Annotated in this window: 24 protein-coding genes, 1 tRNA gene and 1 pseudogene; 19 read left to right on the top strand and 7 right to left on the bottom strand. The window is 49.4% G+C overall.

Going from position 1 to position 22145, the window contains the following annotated elements; translation table 11 throughout:
- Window positions 1–13: 13 nt before the first annotated feature.
- From hrcA to EBS36_00225, 9 genes are read left to right on the top strand one after another with little or no spacing between them, the layout of a single operon-like run.
- Complete coding sequence (gene hrcA, locus EBS36_00265) at window positions 14–1039, top strand: heat-inducible transcriptional repressor HrcA (protein NBU31597.1); 1026 nt, start codon at window positions 14–16, stop codon at window positions 1037–1039.
- A complete protein-coding gene (gene dnaJ, locus EBS36_00260) occupies window positions 1032–2147 on the top strand; it encodes a molecular chaperone DnaJ (protein NBU31596.1) in 1116 nt (371 codons plus the stop codon). Before hrcA ends, dnaJ begins: the two co-directional genes overlap by 8 nt.
- A complete protein-coding gene (locus EBS36_00255; protein ID NBU31595.1) occupies window positions 2144–2887 on the top strand; it encodes a 16S rRNA (uracil(1498)-N(3))-methyltransferase in 744 nt (247 codons plus the stop codon). Before dnaJ ends, EBS36_00255 begins: the two co-directional genes overlap by 4 nt.
- Window positions 2888–2900: 13 nt before the next feature.
- Window positions 2901–3242, top strand: coding sequence for a histidine triad nucleotide-binding protein (locus EBS36_00250; GenBank protein ID NBU31594.1), 342 nt, complete (start codon window positions 2901–2903; stop codon window positions 3240–3242).
- A gap of 27 nt (window positions 3243–3269) precedes the next feature.
- A complete protein-coding gene (locus EBS36_00245) occupies window positions 3270–4280 on the top strand; it encodes a PhoH family protein (protein NBU31593.1) in 1011 nt (336 codons plus the stop codon).
- Window positions 4281–4754 carry an rRNA maturation RNase YbeY gene (ybeY, locus tag EBS36_00240; protein ID NBU31592.1) on the top strand — a complete coding sequence of 158 codons (474 nt, stop codon included), beginning with the start codon at window positions 4281–4283 and terminating at the stop codon, window positions 4752–4754. It abuts the gene before it with no gap.
- Window positions 4751–6043, top strand: coding sequence for an HlyC/CorC family transporter (locus EBS36_00235; GenBank protein ID NBU31591.1), 1293 nt, complete (start codon window positions 4751–4753; stop codon window positions 6041–6043). Before ybeY ends, EBS36_00235 begins: the two co-directional genes overlap by 4 nt.
- On the top strand, window positions 6036–6377 hold the full coding sequence (locus EBS36_00230; GenBank protein NBU31590.1) for a cytidine deaminase: 342 nt from the start codon (window positions 6036–6038) through the stop codon (window positions 6375–6377). The genes EBS36_00235 and EBS36_00230 overlap by 8 nt, the downstream gene beginning before the upstream one ends.
- The gene (locus EBS36_00225) at window positions 6374–7291 is read left to right on the top strand and encodes a GTPase Era (protein ID NBU31589.1); all 918 of its coding nucleotides are present in this window, start codon (window positions 6374–6376) and stop codon (window positions 7289–7291) included. The genes EBS36_00230 and EBS36_00225 overlap by 4 nt, the downstream gene beginning before the upstream one ends.
- On the opposite strand, the gene EBS36_00220 is transcribed toward EBS36_00225, so the two are convergent.
- The gene (locus tag EBS36_00220; GenBank protein ID NBU31588.1) at window positions 7271–8428 is read right to left on the bottom strand and encodes an AI-2E family transporter; all 1158 of its coding nucleotides are present in this window, start codon (window positions 8426–8428) and stop codon (window positions 7271–7273) included. The two genes, EBS36_00225 and EBS36_00220, sit on opposite strands and share 21 nt — an antisense overlap.
- 63 nt (window positions 8429–8491) lie before the next feature.
- On the opposite strand from EBS36_00220, the gene recO reads away from it, so the two are divergent.
- Both recO and EBS36_00210 read left to right on the top strand, forming a co-directional pair.
- The gene (gene recO / locus EBS36_00215; GenBank protein NBU31587.1) at window positions 8492–9223 is read left to right on the top strand and encodes a DNA repair protein RecO; all 732 of its coding nucleotides are present in this window, start codon (window positions 8492–8494) and stop codon (window positions 9221–9223) included.
- Between the two features lie 25 nt (window positions 9224–9248).
- Window positions 9249–10019, top strand: coding sequence for an isoprenyl transferase (locus EBS36_00210; GenBank protein NBU31586.1), 771 nt, complete (start codon window positions 9249–9251; stop codon window positions 10017–10019).
- A gap of 1 nt (window position 10020) precedes the next feature.
- Here the strand turns inward: EBS36_00210 and EBS36_00205 are convergent, their stop codons facing one another.
- A complete protein-coding gene (locus tag EBS36_00205) occupies window positions 10021–10770 on the bottom strand; it encodes a divalent heavy-metal cations transporter (protein NBU31585.1) in 750 nt (249 codons plus the stop codon).
- A gap of 83 nt (window positions 10771–10853) precedes the next feature.
- Here EBS36_00205 and EBS36_00200 point away from each other — a divergent pair, with 83 nt between their 5' ends.
- The 7 genes from EBS36_00200 (at window position 10854) to EBS36_00170 (ending at window position 17565) form a co-directional block, all read left to right on the top strand.
- Window positions 10854–11192: a hypothetical protein gene (locus tag EBS36_00200; protein ID NBU31584.1), complete on the top strand. Its 339-nt coding sequence runs from the start codon at window positions 10854–10856 to the stop codon at window positions 11190–11192.
- A gap of 75 nt (window positions 11193–11267) precedes the next feature.
- On the top strand, window positions 11268–12644 hold the full coding sequence (locus EBS36_00195; protein NBU31583.1) for a glycine--tRNA ligase: 1377 nt from the start codon (window positions 11268–11270) through the stop codon (window positions 12642–12644).
- Window positions 12614–13810 (top strand): tRNA dihydrouridine synthase DusB, encoded by a 1197-nt coding sequence (gene dusB, locus EBS36_00190; GenBank protein NBU31582.1) that lies wholly within the window; start codon window positions 12614–12616, stop codon window positions 13808–13810. The genes EBS36_00195 and dusB overlap by 31 nt, the downstream gene beginning before the upstream one ends.
- 14 nt (window positions 13811–13824) lie before the next feature.
- Entirely contained in the window at window positions 13825–15081 is a 1257-nt protein-coding gene (locus tag EBS36_00185) for a deoxyguanosinetriphosphate triphosphohydrolase (GenBank protein ID NBU31581.1), read from the top strand.
- 9 nt (window positions 15082–15090) lie between these two features.
- Window positions 15091–16938 (top strand): DNA primase, encoded by a 1848-nt coding sequence (locus tag EBS36_00180; protein NBU31580.1) that lies wholly within the window; start codon window positions 15091–15093, stop codon window positions 16936–16938.
- A complete protein-coding gene (locus EBS36_00175; GenBank protein ID NBU31579.1) occupies window positions 16938–17423 on the top strand; it encodes a hypothetical protein in 486 nt (161 codons plus the stop codon). The genes EBS36_00180 and EBS36_00175 overlap by 1 nt, the downstream gene beginning before the upstream one ends.
- 69 nt (window positions 17424–17492) lie before the next feature.
- A tRNA-Asn gene (locus EBS36_00170) sits at window positions 17493–17565 on the top strand.
- A 3-nt stretch (window positions 17566–17568) separates the two neighbouring features.
- Here EBS36_00170 and deoD read toward each other — a convergent pair.
- The 5 genes and pseudogenes from deoD to EBS36_00145 form a co-directional block, all read right to left on the bottom strand.
- Entirely contained in the window at window positions 17569–18267 is a 699-nt protein-coding gene (deoD, locus tag EBS36_00165) for a purine-nucleoside phosphorylase (protein NBU31578.1), read from the bottom strand.
- Between the two features lie 46 nt (window positions 18268–18313).
- Window positions 18314–19126 carry a hypothetical protein gene (locus EBS36_00160; protein NBU31577.1) on the bottom strand — a complete coding sequence of 271 codons (813 nt, stop codon included), beginning with the start codon at window positions 19124–19126 and terminating at the stop codon, window positions 18314–18316.
- A 68-nt stretch (window positions 19127–19194) separates the two neighbouring features.
- Window positions 19195–20604 (bottom strand): allantoin permease, encoded by a 1410-nt coding sequence (locus EBS36_00155; protein NBU31576.1) that lies wholly within the window; start codon window positions 20602–20604, stop codon window positions 19195–19197.
- Window positions 20605–20923: 319 nt separating this feature from the next.
- On the bottom strand, window positions 20924–21295 hold the full coding sequence (locus tag EBS36_00150) for a hypothetical protein (protein ID NBU31575.1): 372 nt from the start codon (window positions 21293–21295) through the stop codon (window positions 20924–20926).
- Window positions 21296–21520: 225 nt separating this feature from the next.
- A pseudogene (locus tag EBS36_00145) lies at window positions 21521–21604 on the bottom strand (chitin-binding protein).
- An 82-nt stretch (window positions 21605–21686) separates the two neighbouring features.
- Here EBS36_00145 and EBS36_00140 point away from each other — a divergent pair.
- On the top strand, window positions 21687–22076 hold the full coding sequence (locus tag EBS36_00140; protein ID NBU31574.1) for a hypothetical protein: 390 nt from the start codon (window positions 21687–21689) through the stop codon (window positions 22074–22076).
- Window positions 22077–22145 lie beyond the last annotated feature (69 nt).

The raw sequence follows: 22145 nt of genomic DNA, 5'->3' as shown, positions 1-22145 counted from the left end.
CTAGGAGTCACAGATGGAAGACCGTAAACTCGCGGTTTTGCGTGCCATTGTCGAAGACTATGTACAAACTAACGAACCAGTCGGTTCCAAAGTTCTGGTAGATCGACATGCTCTTGGTGTCTCATCGGCAACAATTAGAAACGATATGGCGGCCCTTGAAGACGAGGGCTATCTCAGCGCCCCACACACTAGTGCTGGTCGAATTCCAACGGACAAGGGCTACCGACTTTTTGTTGATCGGTTAAGTACCCTCAAGCCGCTTTCAAGTGCCGAACGGCGCGCGATCGAATCATTCCTTGACGCTTCTGTGGATCTAGATGATGTCATGGGTCGCACTGTGCGCCTATTGGCTCAACTGACCAAGCAGGTGGCTTTAGTGCAATATCCAACTCTGGGCAGAAGCTCCGTTCGACACATCGAACTCATTGCAACATCATCGAGTCGATTGCTGTTGGTTGTAATTGCCGATACTGGGCGCATTGAGCAACGAAGCTTTGAGATCCCGGCCAGCGTCACCGAACAAACTTTGACTGATATCCGATTGGGACTTAACGCTGTTCTGGTTGGAAAATTGTTTTCCGAAGTCCCGGACTTGCTCAATGGGTTTGTTGACCGATTCGAGCAGACAGTTCGGCCAATCATCACATGCGTGTTGGCTACCTTGCTCGAATCCGTGGTAGCAAAACCAGATGAGCGAGTAATGATTAGTGGCACAGCAAATTTGGCAAGAGGGACTCTTGATTTTGGTGGCGGACCGGCTTCTGTTCTTGAGGCACTCGAAGAGCAAGTAATTTTGCTTAAGCTTTTTGAAACTGCTAGCTCAATAGAGAACTTAACGGTACATATCGGACATGAAAATCCGGTCCAAGAATTGCGAAGCGCCTCTGTAGTTAGTGCCGGCTATGGAAAAGGCGATCAGGTAGTTGCTCATTTAGGTGTTGTCGGGCCTACTCGCATGGACTATCCCGCTTCAATGGCCGCGGTGCATGCAGTTGCTGGGTACGTGGGACAAATTTTAAAGGAGCAAACCGGTGGCTGATCATTACGCAGCACTAGGAGTCTCTCGAGATGCAACTGTTGACGAAATTAAGCGGGCCTATCGCAAGCTTGCTCGCGAATTACATCCTGATGTAAATCCAGACCCATCGGCCGAAGAGCGATTCAAGGAAGTCTCGACGGCATACGAAGTCTTATCAGATGCCGAAAAAAGACAGATGTATGACTTAGGCGCAGATCCTTTCAGTGGAACTGGCTTCAATGGGGCAGCTGGTTTCGGCTTTGGTGACATTGTCGATGCCTTCTTTGGTGGCGGTGGGCAGCGCGGCCCAATCCCGCGTAGACGAAGAGGTCAAGATGCACTCATCAGAGTGAACATCACGCTGGAGGAGGCCGCATTTGGAGCGACGCGCGATTTAAACATTGACACCGCAATTGAATGTGGCGTATGTAATGGGGCAGGAACTGCTGCAAATACCTCAGTTGTCGAGTGTTCGATGTGTCGTGGGCGAGGAGAAGTTCAACAGGTACAGCGTTCATTTATCGGACAGGTAATGACCGCGCACCGCTGCCCACAATGTAATGGTTTTGGAAATTTGTTGCCACACCCATGCCTTGAATGTGTTGGTGATGGACGCGTTCGCACCCGGGTCAACATCGCAATCAAGATTCCACCTGGTGTTGAAGATGGCTCGCGGATGCAAATGACTGGACACGGAGAAGTTGGTCCAGGTGGTGGACCAAAAGGCGACCTGTACGTTGAGTTTGTTCAAAAGGAACATCCCGTGTTCCAGCGCCGAGGGGATCAACTTCATGCCACCTTGCCGCTTCCTATGACTGCAGCAGCGCTAGGCGCAACTATGGAAGTCGAGACTTTAGATGGACCGGTCAGTGTCAACATAAAACCTGGAACTCAAAGTGGAACTGCAATCACCCTCGCCGGACACGGTATGCCGCGATTAGGCCGCAGTGGTCGTGGAGATTTAATTATTCACCTTGCAGTACAAACTCCTACCGCACTCACTTCAGAACAAGAAGCACTACTGCGGCAATTGGCGACTTTGCGCGATGAAGAGAAGCCGGATGCCACTTTGCATGAGCACTCCAATGGGCTTTTCGGCAAGATCAAAGATGTGTTCACTGGCCGATGACGCTCCCACTTTTTATTTCGAGCGAAACTCTGATTGCCAATCAAGTTGTAACTCTTGATGGTAACGAGGGTAGGCATGCGGTCTCGGTTCGACGAATCCGAGTTGGCGAACGGATAGAGCTAACTGATGGCCGAGGTGTTCGTGCAACTTGCACTGTTCTGGAAGTTAAAAAGAATTCCCTAAGTGCGAAAATCGAATCAATTACTCTCGAGCCCAAACCAGAAGTTTCCTTTATTGCAGTTCAAGCTTTAGCTAAGGGCGATCGAGCTGATCTTGCTCTCGAAATTCTCACTGAAGTCGGCATAGATGTATTAGTGCCATGGGCTGCGACTCATAGTATTGCGAAATGGGATGATCCAGAAAAAGGTCTAGCCAAGTGGCGACGTACAGTGCAAGAGGCCTGTAAGCAATCGCGTCGGACTAGATTTCCACAAGTTGAGGCGTTGAAGAATTTGGAAGAGGTAGCCGAACTAATTGCTACTGCCGATTTGGCCATCGTCCTTCATGAAACTGCTGATGCCTCAATCACGGACATAAATGTACCTGCGGCTGGCCGCGTCGTTTTGGTAATTGGCCCCGAAGGCGGAATTTCATCTGATGAACTGATGAAGTTTCGCGAATCTGGCGCAAATGTTGTGCGAATGGGCAATTCAGTAATGCGCACCTCCACTGCTGGTGGTGCTGGCTTGGCTTGCTTGATTTCCCGAACAAAACGCTGGTCAATCAAGTCAGGGGAGTGACAGACTAAGCATCATGACTGAATGCCTTTTTTGCAAAATTGTGGCTGGTGAAATACCCGCTGAAATAGTATTTGAGACAGATCAAGCTATTGCTTTTAGAGACATTGATCCAAAAGCGCCGACCCACATTTTGGTGATTCCCCGCAAGCATTACGACAACATAACTGAGTTAACGCGCGCAGATGTAGCGTTAGCCGGAGCCCTCTTAGATGTGGTGACGCAAGTTATCCAGCAGGAGGCCTTGATTCACGGCTATCGCTTAGTCGCCAACACCGGTCCAAATGCTGGTCAATCTGTTGATCATGTGCACTTTCACATCCTTGGTGGCCGGGAACTAACTTGGCCACCCGGATAACCTGCGAAATAGATTAGAGTTGCCTTAATGACAGTTTCACCGAGTTCGGCGCATCGCACGGTTGTAATACCGACTTCGATTCCAATGGTTTCTCTCGTTGGTACTCGCGACGAATTAATTCGTGTTGTCGAGAAAAGTTACCCGCAGGTGGACATCTTGGTCCGGGGTAACGAAATATCATTGGTGGGCTCAGACAGCCAAGTCGGCGAAATTGAAAATTTGATTGCTGAATTGATAGTGGTCTTGCGGACAGGTCAAGGGTTAACACCAGATGTAATCGAACGGTCGATCTCGATGGTTCGCTCGGATGTAAAACCAGCAGAGATCTTGACGGCAAACATTCTTTCAAATCGTGGCAAATCTATTCGGGCGAAAACGCTCAATCAAAAAAAGTACGTTGATGCAATCGACCAGAACACTGTGGTGTTTGGGATTGGCCCAGCCGGAACTGGTAAAACCTATCTTGCAGTGGCAAAAGCCGTACAGGCATTACAAAGCAAGAAAATCAGTCGAATCATTCTTACCCGTCCGGCAGTTGAAGCAGGAGAGCGCCTGGGATTTTTGCCAGGAACACTAAGTGAGAAAATCGACCCTTATCTTCGACCACTTTATGACGCATTGCACGACATGATTGACCCTGATTCGATTCCAAGGCTCATAACTAGTGGGACTATTGAAGTAGCGCCGTTAGCGTACATGCGTGGGCGTACTTTGAACGATGCCTTCATCATTCTGGACGAGGCCCAAAATACTTCAGCTGAACAGATGAAGATGTTCCTAACCCGTCTTGGCTTTGGTTCCACCATGGTAATCACTGGCGACATCACTCAAGTAGATCTTCCCTCCGGCACCACAAGCGGGCTACGCATTGTGCGGGAAATTCTCGCTGGCATCGATGATGTTGACTTCTGTGAGTTGACCTCAAGCGATGTGGTTCGGCACCGACTTGTTGGACAAATTGTTGACGCCTATGCCAGACATGATGAGGCAAAAGTGCAGAAACGCGAAAAAGAAAAGTCCGAAAAAGGGAAGCGTTAAATGAGTATCGACGTTTCCAATGAGTCTGGCGTGGAAATTAATGAGCTGGAACTTGTGTACCAGGCTGAATTCATACTTCGCAAACTGCACATCAATCCAGCCGCCGAACTGTCCATCTTGATTGTTGACGAAATTGAAATGGCTGTCCTGCATGAGAAATACATGGATGAGCCAGGTTCTACCGATGTCCTAAGTTTCCCAATGGATGAAATTCGTGCCGGTGCTGAAGGCCAAGACAGTGCCGAAGGCATGTTAGGGGACATTGTTTTGTGCCCAGAAGTTGCAGCCCGACAAGCAGAAGTTGCGGGCCACAGTTTTGAAGCTGAATTTCGGTTACTGCTTACTCACGGCATTTTGCATTTGCTAGGACATGACCATGCCGAACCCGAGGAACATAAAGTCATGTTTAGCCTGCAGGCGCAGTTGCTAGCCCAATGGGAAGGCGAACGCAATGAACGAGGGCTAACCAAGTGACTTCAACCTATTTATTTATTTTGGCAACTATTTGTGTCACGCTGGCCGCAATTTTTGTCGCTGGGGAAACTGCCTTAGCTCGAGTCAGTAAATCGAGCATTGAGCAAGCAAAGCGAAAGGCCGGCAGAAGCAATGAACGAGTGCTACAGCTACTCGAAGATCGAGCACGGTATGTAAATGTTCTGCTCTTTGTGAACTTGACACTGTCAACTCTCTCCGTGGTACTTGTTGCAGCGGGATTTTTATTTGCTACCCCAGAGCGCTCTGTTGCTCTAGCGCTGGCATCTGTAGTGATGGTATTTATTGGCTACATAGTTCTTGGCGTTGCCGCCCAGACCATTGGCAGACAGCGCGCAGTCGGAATCACTTTCTTTTTATCTCGAATTACTGTAGCCCTCTCAGTATTCTTGAGCCCACTAACTCGACTACTAATTCTGGTCGGTAATGCAATTACGCCGGGTAAAGGTTTCCGCGAGGGACCATTTGCCACCCAAGCTGAATTACGCGAGTTGGTTGACCTAGCGGGCGCAGATCTCGTGATTGAAGACGATGAACGCGCCATGATTCACTCGGTATTTGAGTTAGGCGACACCGTTGCCCGCGAAGTTATGGTTCCGCGCACCGAAATGGTATGGATTGAACAGCACAAAACCTTGCGTCAGGCGATGTCACTTGGACTACGTTCAGGATATTCCCGAATTCCAGTAATTGGTGAAAGTGTAGACGACATCGTAGGCGTGATTTACGTCAAAGACATAGCCGCACGCGTTTTTGAGCACCAAGAAGCGCAAAACACTGAACGGGTTCTCGACCTGATGCGACCGGCCTTTATGGTTCCCGATAGCCGGCCTGTCGATGAGCTTTTGAGTGACATGCAATCTGCTCGCACTCATTTGGTGATTTTGGTTGATGAATATGGGGGAACCGCTGGCTTAGTCACGATTGAGGATGTATTGGAAGAGATTGTGGGAGATATCTCCGATGAATTCGACCACGGTGGTCCTGAGATTGTAGAGATTTCGCCTACTGAATTTCGAATCAGTTCAAGATTGCATGTAGATGATTTGGCGGAATTGATTGGCGAAAAAATTACCGACGACGGCGTCGATACGGCCGCGGGCCTGTTGGCCAAACGACTTGGGATTGTTCCAATACCTGGAGCACATGTGCGAATTAACGACTGGATCTTGACTGCCGAATCAGCCGCAGGCAGGCGTCATCGAATCGGCACCTTGTTGGTAGTCCGTGATGAATATTTAGGTAGCACACAGGAGCCAGAAAATGAGTGAGTGGACCGAAGAAGATGACAAGTTGGTAACCTTGGCTCGCGGAGCGCGTGCCCGAGTGGCTGCTAGCAGTGGCGCTGCCCTGCGTGACTCAACTGGGCGGACCTATTCAGCGACAAATGTCAGTCGCGGACCGCTGGAAATGACGGCAATTGAACTGGTTACCGGTGTGGCCCTTTCTAGCGGCTCAACTGGGATTGAAGCAGTGGTAATTGTGGCTGATGACGTATTGGTAACCGCTAAAGATATAGATGTAATTGAAGCTGCTGGTGGCGTCGGTGTACCCGTGCACGTATTTGATAACTCAGGAACCTTACTTCGGACACTATATTCATGACCGAATTTCAAAGTGGTTTTGCCTGCATAGTTGGGCGCCCAAATGTTGGAAAATCAACTTTAACCAACGCAATAATTGGCCAAAAGGTCGCAATCACATCCGATAAGCCGCAAACCACTCGCCATGTGATTCGGGGTATTGTGCACCGAACCAATGCGCAACTAGTGATTATTGATACTCCGGGTGTACACAAGCCAAGGACATTGCTTGGCGAACGGTTAAACGCACTAGTCTCTGACACGTGGTCGGAAGTTGACCTAGTCGTTATGTGCTTTCCTGCCGATGAGCCCATAGGCCCAGGCGATCAATTCATTGCTACGGAGCTAGCTAGTGTGCCGAAGGTCAGAAAAATTGCCGTAGTAACAAAAACTGATAAGGCGACCAAACAACAAGTTGGTGATCAGTTGGTGGCAGTTGCTAACCTTGGCCAAGAACTTGGCATTGATTGGCTTCATCTCGTTCCTGTTAGTGCAGTTGCAGGAGATCAAGTAGAACTGTTAGCCGATTTACTTATTGAAGAATTGCCCATTGGTTCCGCACTTTATCCAGATGGTGAACTGACGGACGAACCGGAGCAAGTAATGATTGCAGAATTGGTACGTGAAGCGGCCCTGGCCGGAGTTCGCGATGAACTGCCACACTCCATTGCGGTTGTAGTGGAAGAGATGGCTCTGCGCGAAGGACGCTCGAACGATAATCCATTAATGGACATCTATGTTCACCTCTACGTTGAACGCGAAAGCCAAAAACATATTGTCATTGGCAAAGGCGGCAGCCGATTAAAGGAAGTTGGCATTAGTGCACGAACTGCCATCAGCAAACTGTTAGGTGTTCAGGTTCATTTGGATTTACGAGTCAAAGTCGCCAAGGACTGGCAGCGCGATCCAAAGCAATTACATCGGCTGGGATTTTAAGGATTCTTGCACTTCAGTTTCCCGTAATTGTGGAATCAGCTCGTAGCGGTTTCCGTAAGTGTCAACAGCAGCCACTAGCACCGCGGCTAGTGGCACAGAAATTACTGCACCCATCGGGCCAAAGAGGTTAGCAAAAACTATCACTGAACCAAATGCAATAGCTGGATGAATATTCATAGTCATCTTGCTAATTCTTGGACTAATGACATAGTTTTCAACCTGCTGCCAGAAGCTGGCGAATAACACCACCCAAAGTGCATCAAGTGGCTGATTGAAGAAGGCAACTAGTAGCGGAATCAAGATTGCGATGTACGTTCCAATTGTTGGCACGAATTGGCTGACTAAGCCGGTAATTAATGCCATGGCTAACCAATATGGAACGCCAATACCGGCAAAGACTGCCGCATGCACCGCAAATGAAATCACGGCCAGAATCACTTTAGACATAACAAAGCCGCCAGTCTTTTGTACGGCTAAATCCCAGGTGGTAACAAACACTTGCTGGGCCGATGGTGATAACCAAGAGCCGATAACTCTGCGCAATCTTGGACCATCGGCACAAAAGTAGAACGCAAACAGTAGACCAGTCATTACCTGAAAAACTCCACCGATAATTGAGGTCAAGAAGCCGACTACGCCGCCTGAGAAATTTGCCGTCCAGGTGGCAATTTGACTTGGAGTTACATTCAACGAGCTGATTACATCTTGTGCCTTCAAATCCAAATTGAATGTTGAGTTGAGCCAGTTAACGGCGTCAACAATCACAGTTGGCAAAGCATTTATGAACTGGACCGCTTGGTTAAAGAAGATGCCACCGAACACACCGATAAAGGCACTGAAAACCAAAAGCACCAGGAACATCACCAATCCTGTGGCAGTACCGCGCTTCCAACCTTTGGCGGCGAGCGCACTAACGGGCGGCTCCATGGCGATTGAAAATAGCCAAGCCAGCAACAGGAGAAACAGGAAATTGCCGTTACTGCGAAAAACCCATAGACCCACCGAGGCTAATGCGAGCCAAATGGTAATTGTTCGTAGGGAGCGAGTAAGCCCATTGCGATCAAGTGAGATGCTCATGATATGTGAATGACCATCATCGGCTGGTTTACTGGAACTGGTCGTGCCTTCTACTGCCATACCTGTAACGCTAATGCATCAGGCCTGTCAGAGTTTGTAGCAAACACATGACACGATAGGTGTGTGCGAAGTTATCGGGTTGAGGCTGTGGTCCTGCGCACGCACAAATTAGGGGAAGCCGATCGCATAATTACGCTGCTGACTCGGGAAAAGGGAAAAATAAGGGCTGTTGCAAAAGGGGTAAGGCGAACTCGTAGCAAATTTGGTGCACGCTTAGAGCCATTTAGTCGAGTCGAACTATTTATCGCACCTGGCAAAAATTTAGACATCATCACTCAGGCTGAGACCTTATCGGTGTATGGTGAAGCACTTGCCCTGGATTATCCCCGCTGGACCATCGGACAAACAATTTTGGAAACAGCTGACCGGATTGCTTCCGAGGAATCTGTGCCAGCAGAAACTCAGTACTTACTTCTAGTTGGTGCCTTGAAGTCGCTGACCGAAAAAGAACACGATGGGCTCCTTGTCCTAAATGCCTATTTACTGCGAGCTTTGTCAATGGCTGGCTACGCTCCGGTATTACTTGAGTGCGCAGTATGTGGAGTTTCTGGAAGTCAGCCATTTTTTAATGTCGCTACTGGTGGCGCGCTTTGTGCCGATCACCGCCAGCCAGGAAGTGTGGCGCCAAAGCCTGAAACTATCAGACTGCTTTTGGCCTTACTGCAAGGCGATTGGCCAATTGCTGATGCAGCAGGTGAGCCAATAGTTCGAGAAGCATCAGGATTAGTGGCCGCCTACACGCAGTGGCATCTGGAGCGCGGACTTCGATCTTTGCCACTCGTAGACCGGCAGTAGTCCACAGCATGGCAAGATGTAACTCATGGTGAAAAAGCCAACTGCCCATCCAAGCGGGGTTAAGGCACCGAAAATTCCTATTCAGTTTGTCCCAAATCATGTGGCCATAGTTATGGATGGTAACGGGCGTTGGGCCAAAGAGCGCGGCTTACCCAGAACTGCAGGACATGAAGCAGGTGAAGCAAGTCTGCTCGACTGTGTGCACGGAGCACTAGAACTTGGCATCAAACATATTTCGGCGTATGCATTCTCGACCGAAAATTGGCGTCGAACGCCAGAGGAAGTGCGCTTTCTTATGAATTTCAATCGAGAAGTAATCCGCAGGCGTCGAGACGAGATGAATGATTTAGGCGTGCGGATAAGGTGGGTTGGCCGGCGTCCGAAGTTATGGAAATCTGTTATTCAAGAGCTCGAGACAGCCGAAGAGTTAACCAAACGGAATCGAAACTTAACTCTTTACATGTGTGTTAACTATGGTGGCCGAGCTGAAATCGTCGATGCGGTTTCAAGAATTGCCGTGGAAGTTGCGGCAGGGCGGATAGATCCGGCAAAAGTCAACGAGAAAACCCTTGGTCGCTATCTAGACGAACCAGACATGCCTGATGTAGATCTTTTTGTTCGATCCAGTGGCGAACAGCGCACCAGCAACTTCTTGCTTTGGCAGAGCGCTTACGCTGAAATGGTATTTCTGCCAGATCTATGGCCAGATTTTGACCGCAGACAACTCTGGCAAGCCTGTGAAATTTTCGCCAGTCGGGATCGTCGCTTCGGCGGTGCTCTCCCGAATCAAGTCTGAATTATTGGTGAGCCACATTGATAATGGCGAACATCACCAATACGCCAGCAATTGTGCTAATCAGAGTTAGGCGAGATGGATGCTTACTATGCGCCTCAGGCAGAATATGTGATGTGGCCAAGTAAATAATCATGCCGGCAAACAGGGCTAGGTAAAGTGAAACAAAGCGTTCGCTAATTAAAATGTAGGTTCCAAGTGCGGCTCCGCTGAGCCTAGCTACACCATCGACGCCAAGCAAGTACACCGACTGCTTGCGCCAGTTTCCAGAATCTACCAGTAACGCAACAGTATTTAGTCCGTCCGTAAAAGCGTGGGCGACAACAGCAATTGCCACTGCCACCCCCAGCGCATTACTTACTTGGAAGGAAAGTCCGATGGCCACGCCATCTAAGAAAACATGGATAACCATGGCAGCGGCGCCAACATAGCCAGCAGTGATGCCGTGACTGTGTTGGTGATCGTGAACATACTCGGTTTCCACTGGCTCATGAGCGCCAGAGATTCGTTCAATGATGTGTAAGAGTAAAAAGCCAACAACCAAACAAATCATCACAGTCGGAATGTGAAAAATCTCGTCATCACTCAGATCAAAAACTTCTGGGATCAGGTCAAAAGCAGCTAGTCCGAGAAGCAATCCGCCGGAGAACCCCAAGAGCAAATGCATTTTGTCTCGCGTGCGAAGAGCTAACGATCCACCAAAAGCAGTGCCGAGAACGGTTACCACCGCAACAGCAATTCCTGCGTAGTTAATGTCTTGGGACATAGTGAAATCGTAGTGGAAGTTTTGTATTTCTCTGAATTGGTAACTTTGCACAACTCTGGTTGACTAATTACATGGAAAGTCAGCCGTTTTGCTCGCACTGGTCCTTTGATGTTTCGGAATATTCCCAGTGGCGCTCGCAACTCGAAAAAGTAATTGAAGTCCTTTCCAGTTCAATCGGCTTTGTCTCATTGCAACTACTACATAGTCCAGACGAGCCGAATAGATATCTGGTGCAATCCACCTGGCAAGATGTTGGTTCATATCGCCGAGCACTCTCGGCAACGCCAGCCAAACTGGTGGTCTGGCCGTTTATTGCACCCATGCTTGATCTGCCAAGCACTTTTGAAACATTGCTCGAGCGCTCTAAAGACAGCTCGATTGAATACCCCAGTAGCGTGCACCAAAGTTAATTTAGGCAAGCCCGCTAGAATAGAAAGTCCGGGCGCCGGCAACCAGTCGGCGACACGAATGAATGATGAGAGTTCATGGATCGCGTAGATGCAGTTGTAAATCTATCCAAACGTCGCGGATTTGTTTTTCCGTGTAGTGAAATTTATGGTGGAACCCGTTCTGCTTGGGATTATGGCCCCCTAGGTGTTGAACTAAAGGAGAATGTCCGTCGTCAATGGTGGCGGGCAATGGTGCAGGCTCGGGAAGACGTAGTCGGTATCGATTCATCGGTAATCTTGGCCCCACAAGTCTGGGCCGCCTCTGGTCATCTAGAAGCTTTCGTGGATCCATTGACTGAATGCGTTTCTTGCCACAAACGTTTCCGTGAGGATCACTTAATCGAAGAATTCGTTGAACGAAAGGGCAGAGAGCCAGAAGGTGGGCTAGCTGGAGTACCTTGTCCAAATTGTGGTGCAAAAGGACAGTTCACTGAGCCCAAAATGTTTAATGGTTTACTTTCGACCCACTTAGGTCCAGTGATTGATGAGAATTCAACTCACTATCTTCGTCCAGAGACTGCGCAAGGCATATTTGTGAACTATGCCAATGTTGCAGCTTCGGCACGTAAGAAGCCACCGTTTGGAATCGGTCAAACAGGAAAATCCTTCCGCAATGAAATTACGCCAGGCAACTTTATTTTCCGCACTCGAGAATTCGAGCAGATGGAAATGGAATTCTTCGTACCACCAGGCACCGATGAAGAGTGGCACGAGTATTGGTTGGCCCAGCGGTGGAATTGGTATTTAGACCTTGGGCTATCTGCAGATAACCTGCGTTATTTCGAGCATCCAAAAGAAAAGCTTTCGCACTACTCAAAGCGCACCGTGGATATCGAGTATCGGTTCCAGTTTGGTGGCAGTGAATTTGCTGAACTAGAAGGCATTGCGAATCGCACGGATTTTGATCTGAAGACTCACATGGAGCATTCGGGTAAAGATTTATCTTTCTTTGATCAGGAAACAGGCGAGAAGTACATACCATTCGTGATTGAGCCGGCAGCTGGACTTACCCGAGCAGTTTTGGCATTCATGCTCGAGGCTTATGACGAAGACCAGGCACCAAATACTAAAGGGGGTGTAGATACTCGCGTTGTGATGCGATTTGACCCGCGTTTGGCTCCAGTAAAGGCTGCGGTTCTGCCACTTTCTCGGAATGCTGATTTGAGCCCGAAGGCGCGCGATCTGGCAACCGAACTGCGCAAATTCTGGAACATTGAATTTGATGACGCAGGCGCAATTGGTCGCAGGTACCGTCGCCAAGATGAAATCGGAACCCCGTTTTGCATCACCGTTGACTTCGACACCCTTGAAGACAATGCAGTAACAGTTCGTGAGCGGGATTCAATGCAGCAGACTCGGATTTCTCTTGATTCGCTTCAAGGATGGTTAGCGGCTCGTCTGCCCGGTTGCTGATGTTTGCGGACTTGTTGGCTGGTGAGCCAGTTATCGAACTAGCGCCAATGGCCGGAATTACCAACCGCGCTTTTAGGCGGGTATGTCGCGAAGCATCACGCGACATTCGGTTGGCTGCAGGTCAGACTGACCAGGATGGCACCATTTATGTTGCCGAAATGACCACCTCGATTGCCCTCTTGATGGGCAACCAAGAAACTTTAGATTTAATTACTTTTGATTCAGATGAGTCGCCACGAAGCATTCAACTTTACGGTGTAGACCCAGACATAGTTGGCCGCGCAGTTGCCATGGTTGTTGATCAAGATTTGGCAGATCACATTGATTTGAATTTCGGTTGCCCGGTTCCGAAAGTGACTCGAAAAGGTGGCGGCAGCGCATTGCCCTGGAAGCGAGATCTATTTACAGACATCGTTCAAGCTGCCGTGAAGTATGCAAGAGGAAAAGTTCCAGTTACGGTAAAAATGCGCATCGGTATTGATGACGAACATGAAACCTTTTTAGATGCTGGTCGAATAGCGGCTGAAGCTGGCGTTTTTTGGGTCGCACTGCATGGTCGGACGGCCGCGCAGTACTACGGCGGTACAGCAAACTGGCAGGCAATCGCCCAGTTAGTCGAACACTTGCCAAACACTCCGGTGCTGGGTAACGGTGATATTTGGAGCGCTGCGGATGCAGAAAATATGCTGAACCAAACCGGAGCCCGTGGAGTAGTAGTTGGGCGCGGCTGTCTTGGCCGACCTTGGCTATTTGGTCAAATTCGTTCGGCTTTTGCGCAACTGCCAGTTCCACCCGAACCAACGGCCGAGGTGATCGTTGGACTTTTGCGCAGGCACGCCGAATTGCTAGTAGCAATGCACGGTGATGAATTCTATGGGTGCCGAGAAATGCGCAAACATATGGCCTGGTATCTCAAAGGTTTAATCGTTGGCAGTGAAGTCAGAGGTGCTCTAGCGTTAATTGAGTCACTTTCCGAATTAGATGACCTACTTGCCACTATTGATGGCAACCAACAGTTAGGAACTGAAATCGCCCACTCGCCACGCGGGCGGACAACCCCGAATCGGCGAGTTGCCCTCCCTGATGGTTGGCTGAATTCACAACACCTTTCAGTCCTTGACCAGGCGCAAGTTCGCGCTGCTGAACTCAACGTCAGCGGTGGATGACGTAGCGGTATGGCATGGTAGATATCGTGAATATTCCAGAAGGATATACAGATGCTGATGTTCAGCGTTGGGTCATTGAGCCCAACAAAGGTGTAGATCGCACCGAATTTGCCCGCGATCGCGCGCGTGTAATGCACTCTTCAGCACTTCGTCGCCTTGGCGTCAAAACACAGGTTATGGTCGCGGGGCAGGCTGATTTTCCCCGCACGCGCTTAACCCACTCGCTAGAGTGTGCTCAGGTTGGCAGAGAACTCGGAGCCTCCCTTGGCTGCAACCCTGATTTAGTTGACGCAGCTTGTTTGTCTCACGATTTAGGCCACCCACCCTTTGGACATAATGGTGAGACGGCCCTCAATGAACTTGCTAGCAAAATTGGGGGGTTTGAAGGAAATGCTCAGTCGTTCAGATTACTAACCAGGCTAGAACCTAAGTCGATCTCTGATGATAAAAATATTCGTCCCGGCAAAAGCATCGGCCTTAATTTAACCCGAGCTACTTTAGATGCGGCTTCCAAATATCCATGGATTCGTAAACCAGAGTCAAATAAGTTTGGCGTGTACGACGAGGATCTCGATGCATTTAATTGGATGCGCGATGGTCGCACTGACACTATGACTTGCTTTGAAGCTCAAGTTATGGACTGGTCAGATGATGTTTCATACAGCGTTCATGATGTAGAAGACGCAATTCATGGGGGACATTTGACCGTAGGCATTCTGGCTTCAGAAACTGGCCGAAGCGAAGTTATCGAAATCGCTCGCAGTTGGTATGGCGAGCATTTCTCGGCTGCCGGTTTAGATGATGCTCTGAAAAGATTGCACGGGCTGCCATGTTGGCCACAAACTTTTGATGGCACAACCAGATCAATGGCAGCATTGAAAAATACCACAAGCACACTGGTTGGCCGGTTCTGTAAAGCGGCAGCGATTGCCACTCGGGATAAATTTGGTTCAGGAAATTTGACTCGGTACGGCGCTGACTTGATAGTTCCCGAGGCTGCTCGATATGAAGTAACAGCCCTTAAAGCGCTGGCAGCCAGATTTGTCATGAGTCGTTCCGGAATCGATGCAATTTATGCCCACCAACGCCAGCAGATCGCTGATCTGGTCTCGGCAATCTCAGATGATCCCATCGCTCGGTTAGATTCAATACATCGTGACCTCTGGCTAACTGCCGAATCCGACGTAGCAAAATCTCGGTGCATTATTGATCAAGTGGCCTCGCTAACTGATGTCAGCGCCCAGCAGTGGCACACAACGTTGTGCGCGTAGCATTGACTTATGGCCGGTCGAATTCGTGAAGAGGATGTAAACATCGTTCGCGAACGTGCCCAAATTGATGAAGTGGTTCGCGAAACTGTAACGCTTAAGCCAGCCGGCGGAGGAAGCTTCAAAGGACTCTGTCCTTTTCACGATGAGCGCACGGCATCATTCCATGTCACTCCCAGTAAAGGCTTGTATCACTGCTTTTCCTGCGGGGAAGGTGGGGATGTAATCACTTATGTTCGCAAGATTGATGCCCTGAGTTTCACTGAGGCCGTTGAACGCCTAGCCGACAAATACAACATTGCTTTGCGCTATGAAGAGGGCGCTAATCAAAGTGCAACCCAGCACGGACAGCGCATCAGATTACTAGAGGCGCATCGCATAGCTATGACTTACTATCAGCACCAGTTGCTAGGTGCTGATGCTGCCCATGCCCGCGAATTTTTGACCCAGCGCGGTTTTGACCAAGATTCTTGGGCGACATTTGCAGTTGGCTATTCACCAGCTGGGTGGGACGGGCTGACCAATTTGCTGCGACAAAAGGGCTTTAGCCAAGAAGAAATGGTTACTGCAGGTTTGGCTGTTGCTGGACAGCGCGGGGCCTACGATCGGTTTCGCGATCGGTTAATGTGGCCGATTCGAGATGCAGGTGGTGACCCGATTGGCTTTGGTGCCCGCAAACTTTCAGAGTCTGACCAAGGTCCCAAATATCTGAATACACCTGAGACTCCGATTTATCGAAAGTCGCAGGTTCTTTATGGTCTAGATCTTGCTCGGCGCGAGATGGCCAAAACTCATCAGGCTGTTGTTGTTGAAGGCTACACCGATGTGATGGCGTGTCATTTGGCTGGAATCACCACCGCCGTGGCAACCTGCGGCACTGCATTCGGCACCGATCATGTGCGAATTCTGCGACGAATTCTGCTTGACGATGATGTCGCCCAAGCCCAAATCGTATTTACTTTTGATGGTGACGAAGCAGGCCGTAAGGCCGCACTCAAGGCATTCAATGAAGACCAGCATTTTGTTGCCTCAACATATGTTGCTGTTGAGCCACACGGCCTTGATCCTTGCGACTTGCGACTTAAGGGTGGAGCTGTGGCCGTTAAGGAATTGATCGCCGCCCGAGTTCCATTGTTTGAATTCGTAATGCGGGCAACCATTAATGACTATGACCTACAAGGGCCTGAAGGTCGAGTGTTAGCGATGCGAGCAGTAGCGCCAATCTTGGCTAGCATAAAAGACTCAGCGATACGACCAGAGTACATTCGAATGGTTGCCGGCTGGTTATCTATTGATGAAGCCACAATCCGTAAAGAAGTTGGTGGCGGAAAATCAGCCAGTTCTAGACAGCCGGTAGCTGCGATTAGTGCGTCTATAGCCAGCAGCCCAGCCAGTGCAAATGTTGGTGCGATTGAACGAGCGGCACTCAAGTGTGTGCTTCAAGCACCAGCTCTGGTAGGTGAGTGGTTCGGTTCGCTCGAGGAGTCGGTGTTTACCGTGCCGGCTGCCGCCTCTGTTTACTCCGCTTGTGTGCAGGCGGGAAATCCGCTGGACTTTCCAGATGCCACTAAATGGGTTCAAGCTGTTTTAGAAGTTGCAGATGATGAGACTGCCAATCATGTCCGTTCCCTTGCTGTTGAGCCGATGCCGGTTGATCAACCTGATGAGCGCTACGTGCAGGCTATCTTAGCTAGAGTTCTCGAAATGGATGCTGGCCGGCGAATTGATGAAATTAAAGGTGCACTGCAGCGAAATGAAATGCAGGATGACACCAAGGAGCAAGAACGATTACTTGGTGACTTGTTGGCACTTGAACAATATCGCCGAGCGATGCGTGAATTTGCCGTTGGTGATCAGTAGTGAAATTATTTCAACGCCCCCAGCCACTGCCTAAAGAGATTCGATCCCATTTTGCTCAGGGTGAGTTTTTGTTGGCTTGGGGTCTACATAGAACCGGAATATTGACAGTCACAGATCAGCGTCTACTGGTATCGATTGACCAAGAATTACAAGATTGGTTTTGGTCAGATGCGCTATCGGCTCGTTGGGAAGCGCCAGATCTGCACGTGATTTTCCTGCACAACGGTGAACCAAAAACTGTAAGTTACGAGCTTACTGACCCGGGTTTGGTGCCAACTGCAGTCCGAGATCGAGTCACTTCGATAATTGTCATCGACCGCTATCTTGATGTTGCTGAGGTCGGGAAAGTCAGGTTTATCGCGCGACGCACTGCCAGCGGCATTCAATGGACAACACTTCCCGGTGGTGATCTAGTTTCTTCAGGTGTGAGTCAGAGTCGCATAAAGGAAGCCTTATCTTCACTTCGCTCTACTTTAGGCATTTAAGAGCAGTGCCCTGATTCCCAGCCAAATGTGCATCAGACTAGGGGTCACTGTTAGTATTTATCGGGTCAATCCCCTGTAGCTCAATTGGCAGAGCAGCCGGCTGTTAACCGGCAGGTTGTTGGTTCGAGTCCAACCGGGGGAGCAGCTATTGAAAGGCTGCTTCCAACGCCAACTCAATCATTGAACTAAAAGTAGTTTCACGCTCTTGTGCAGTGGTGGCCTCGTGCGTTCTAATTACATCACTGACTGTGCAGATAGTTAGTGCTCTGCGGTTGAATTGGGCCGCAATGGTGTAGAGACCGCTAGTCTCCATTTCAAGGCCAAGTACCCCAAGACTCTCAAGCACATCAACAGCGTTCGAGTTGTCGTAAAACCGATCCATTGTGGCAATGCCTCCTACGTGATAGGGAAGACCTTTAGCCTTCGCTACTTGAACTGCATTTGCCAACAAATCGAAGTCAGCTATCGGCGCAAAGTCCAAGCCGCCCGTTAGTCTGCGATTAATTCCGGAGTCAGTAGAGGCCGCCATCGCAATAATGATGTCGTGCAATTTGGAGCTCCCGATGCCGCCACAAGTGCCCACTCGAATTGCGGTTTGGACATCAAAATCATTAAAGAGTTCGTGAACATAGATCGAAAGCGAGGGAACTCCCATCCCTGTTCCTTGAACAGAAACGCGATGACCCAGGTAGTTGCCAGTAAAACCGAACATGTTGCGAACAGTGTTGTACTGCTTGGCATCAGTGAGAAAATTTTGCGCTATCCATTGAGCGCGCAAGGGATCACCGGGTAAGAGAATTGTTTCGGCTACGTCGCCACGATTAGCGCCGATGTGTACTGTCATAGTTTGAACCTACTTCAAAGAGTCAATGGATTAAACAGATTTCCGGTTAATTTCGCACAACGAACGAAACAACAATCAAAATTGCACCCACGAGTATTGCCCCGGTCGCTGCTGCCATGAGTCCACCATCCAGCGCGCCAGTAGCGGTGTTGAAGACATCTTGTTTATCTAATGCCACTTTCTGGCTTGCAAGTTTGGGCAAGATTGAAGCGAGCAGAAGCCAAAGTCCGCCAGTTACAAAAAGGATGTAGCCTGGCCAGCGCCAAGCGCCAACACCACTGCGCTTGTCCACGACTGAAATGCCAATAAATAACCCCAAGGCAACCAGCAGGAATAGCCACCACATGTTGACCAATTGCTTAATCTTGGTGAGCGCCTTGACCATCGCTAGGTGATTTCGAGACGTGTCTTTCTTGATGACAATAATTCCAGCATCACCTGAACCAATTTTGCCAGGTATTTTCGGTTCAACAGCATGAAGTGCCCGAGCGGTAGCCACTAAAAATGGCCGAACGTTGATTCGGGCGGATTCGTTATTGAGAACTGCATCGTAGGTTTTTCCAGCCGCAACCGAAATTGGGTCGCTGTACCTTTGCACTGCTTTAGCCGCCGCTTTGTTTAACACAGATCTAGGCGAATTAATCGCCGCCACATCTTTAGGTTTTGCATCCTTGAGTAACTGGTCCACCACAGCAGTTCCAACCGCCAAAGCAACTCCATCATTTTGCAACATGGAGTTAACTGTTGCTGTTGTGTTCTGGGCTGAGCCAAGTTTTTGATTTACCGCATAAGTGCCTAGTGCCATAAGGATGCTAACAAAAGCAATCACTGAGAGAAAAATTTTGGCAGTAAAACGCATTATTCACCTAGCCTTGAATAGAGCAAAATTCTTTTGTCTGAGACAAGTCTATTGATTTGCGTGCTTTCTCAGGCCTCTTGTTGTGCAATTTGTCTGCGGTTTGTCAGTGCATACCCGCCAGCACCAACTATTAGCGCGATGATTACGCCAATGTTCGTAGAGGCCCATGAGCCTGACTTCCCACCAAGAGGTCCCAGTAAGTAACCTTGCCAGGAGAGCCACCCGGCAAAACTATTGGTCACCAATCCAAAGCCCAAAAAAGTGGCAACTGACAACACGCCAATGCTTCGCAAATTCCAACTTCCGTAGATTCCCTCAGGGTTGAACAAATCGGCCTCAGCGTAGTTCTTTTTCCGAAGGACAACATCGGTGACAAAAATTCCTGACCAGGCAGCCAGTGGCACACCTAACGTAATCAAAAATCCCTGGAAGGCGCCAAAAAAGCTGCTGGCAATCCAAACAAAGTAAATAGTTCCTAATGCCATAATGCCTCCGTCGATTGCGGCGGCTAGGTGTCGCTTTACGGGCAGTCCAATTGAAACCAAGGTCAATCCAGATGAATACAGATCAAGAATTGCTCCGCCCACTAGACCTAGTACGGCAACAATTGCAAACGGAATCAAATACCACGTGGGTAGTGCCGAAGTGAGCGCTCCCACCGGATCGCCAGCGATACTCTCGTTGAGCGTTGAGCTACTGCCTGCCAAAAGCGCTCCGAATATAACCATCAAGATTGGCACAAGCGATGAGCCGAATATGGTCCAACCAATTACGCCAGTACTCGAGGAATTGCGGGGCAGGTACCGAGAATAGTCTGCTGCTGAATTTACCCAACCCAACCCGATGCCAGTCATGGCCAAGACAGTTGCCCCAATCATGGACTGCAAGTTACCTGTAGGTAGTTTGCTTAGCGCACTCCAGTCAATCTTGGAAAACATCAGAATGAAATAGCCGAGAGTTAATACCAATGTGGCAATCGTCAGCCAACGCTGCAGCCGCATAATGACTTCAAAGCCCAGGATTCCGCAGAAAATTGTTAAGCTAGCGGCCACTGTGAAGCCTAAGATTCGTGAAGAGTTGGCCGACATATCTCCTAGCCGAGTAAACACTGTTTCGGTAGCCAAAGTCGCCAGGGAAACTAATACCGTCTCCCAACCGACAAAGGTCAGATAGGAAAGTAGACCTGGTACCAAATTCCCTTTAACCCCAAAAGAAGCGCGCGACAAGATCATGGTGGGAGCATTTGATTTCTTGCCAGCTAGCGAGCTGACCGCCACGAGGGTAAATGCGCCAACGGTTCCGATCACCGCCGTAACAACAACTTGCCAAATTGTGATTCCAAATCCCAAAAAGAAAGATCCGTATGAAATCGCAAGGAAGGAAACATTGGCAGCGCACCACGGCCAAAATAGATTGCGCGGATTTCCGTGCCGTTCGTTTTCCGAAATGAAATTTACGCCATTTAGTTCGATGCTCAAGTTTTCTCCAAATCTTGGCTCACGAGTTCTAGTCTTAGCAACCACAATCAAGTTTAGGTCGGTAGGCACAGCCTGTTGGCAACATGCAGTGCCGAAATGTAGTGTTTCCTGCCGGAGTTACCACTCTGCTGACGAATAAAAAATGAAAATTTCACAGTTTTGAAATTAGAACTGAAGGTATGAGTGAAGAAAAAACAACTGAATCTGTAAAAAATCACACCCATCGAGGCATACGCAATACTTCGATAAGCAGTTTGCTCTTAGCCGGATTGGCGATCGCCCTCTATTTCCTTTTGCGCTTTTGCTCCCTTGACGACTATCAAAAAATAAGCGACAAGTCTGCGTGTCCGAGCAGCTCAAATGCAGCCAAGCCTGTTGCCTTTAGCAAAAACGAATCGGCATCAGATAACCAGATTTGCGAAGGCGCTAGCGCGTATGACTTGTGGCTAGCTGCGGGTAATGACGGTTCAATGCAAGACTTCCTTAATTCGCTGGTAGGTGAACCTGGAATATCAGGAACCGATGGAATTGACGGCATCGATGGCCAAGCAGGACTGGATGGTAACGATGGCGTACAGGGGGAGCCAGGTTCAGTCGGGCCGCGTGGACTAATTGGCAAACGTGGGCCTGCTGGACAACCCGGACCTTCAGGCGCTCCTGGCCCAAGTGGCTCGCCGGGACCTTCAGGCACTGCCGGAGTACAAGGAGCACCAGGTCCAACTGGCTCGCCTGGTCTACAAGGTGAGCAAGGCGAGATAGGTCCTGCTGGACCACAAGGTGAGCAAGGCTTACCAGGCATTCAGGGACTACAAGGCGAGATAGGTCCTGCTGGACCACAAGGTGAACCAGGAATTCAAGGCATTCAAGGTGAACCAGGTCCGACTGGATCGCCAGGTCCGCAGGGTATTGCTGGTGTGCCCGGTTTGCCTGGCTTGCCAGGAGATCCAGGACCGAGTGGACCACCTGGACCTCAGGGAGATCCAGGACCGAGTGGACCACCTGGCATCAGTGGCTTTGGATACCTCGGTTCATTTTTTGATACCACCACTCAGACCAACCCAGTGGCCTCAACAGCGAACTTAATGACTTTCAATACAACGGATATTTCCAATGGTGTTTCGGTAGTTGCTGGATCACAAATAACATTTGCTAACCCAGGCATATACAACGTGCAATTCTCAGCCCAGCTAGATAGAACTAGTGGCGGAACGGCCGAAGATATTGACATCTGGCTTCGCAACAACGGCGTTAATGTTTCGCAAAGCAATACCAAACTGACCCTGGTGGCCAACTCTGGCCATCTAGTTGCCGCCTGGAACTGGTATGTAACAGTGACTGCTCCTGGTGATTATTACGAACTAGTTTGGTCTTCGCCAGAAACATCAATTCAGTTACAAGCCGTACCGGCTGATACGGTGCCAACGCGCCCTGCTGTTCCATCTATCATTCTCACAGTCAATCAGGTGCAGTAGGCCTTGCAAGCGAGATGAAATTCCGCAAATTAAAAACGGCGACTTCCAGATTTCTGGCGATCGCCGTTT

The organism is Actinomycetota bacterium, from assembly GCA_009923495.1.
GTDB lineage: Bacteria > Actinomycetota > Actinomycetes > S36-B12 > UBA5976 > UBA5976.
The sequence above is the reverse complement of the archived record's forward strand: the minus strand, read 5'-3'. Positions and strand labels throughout refer to the sequence as shown.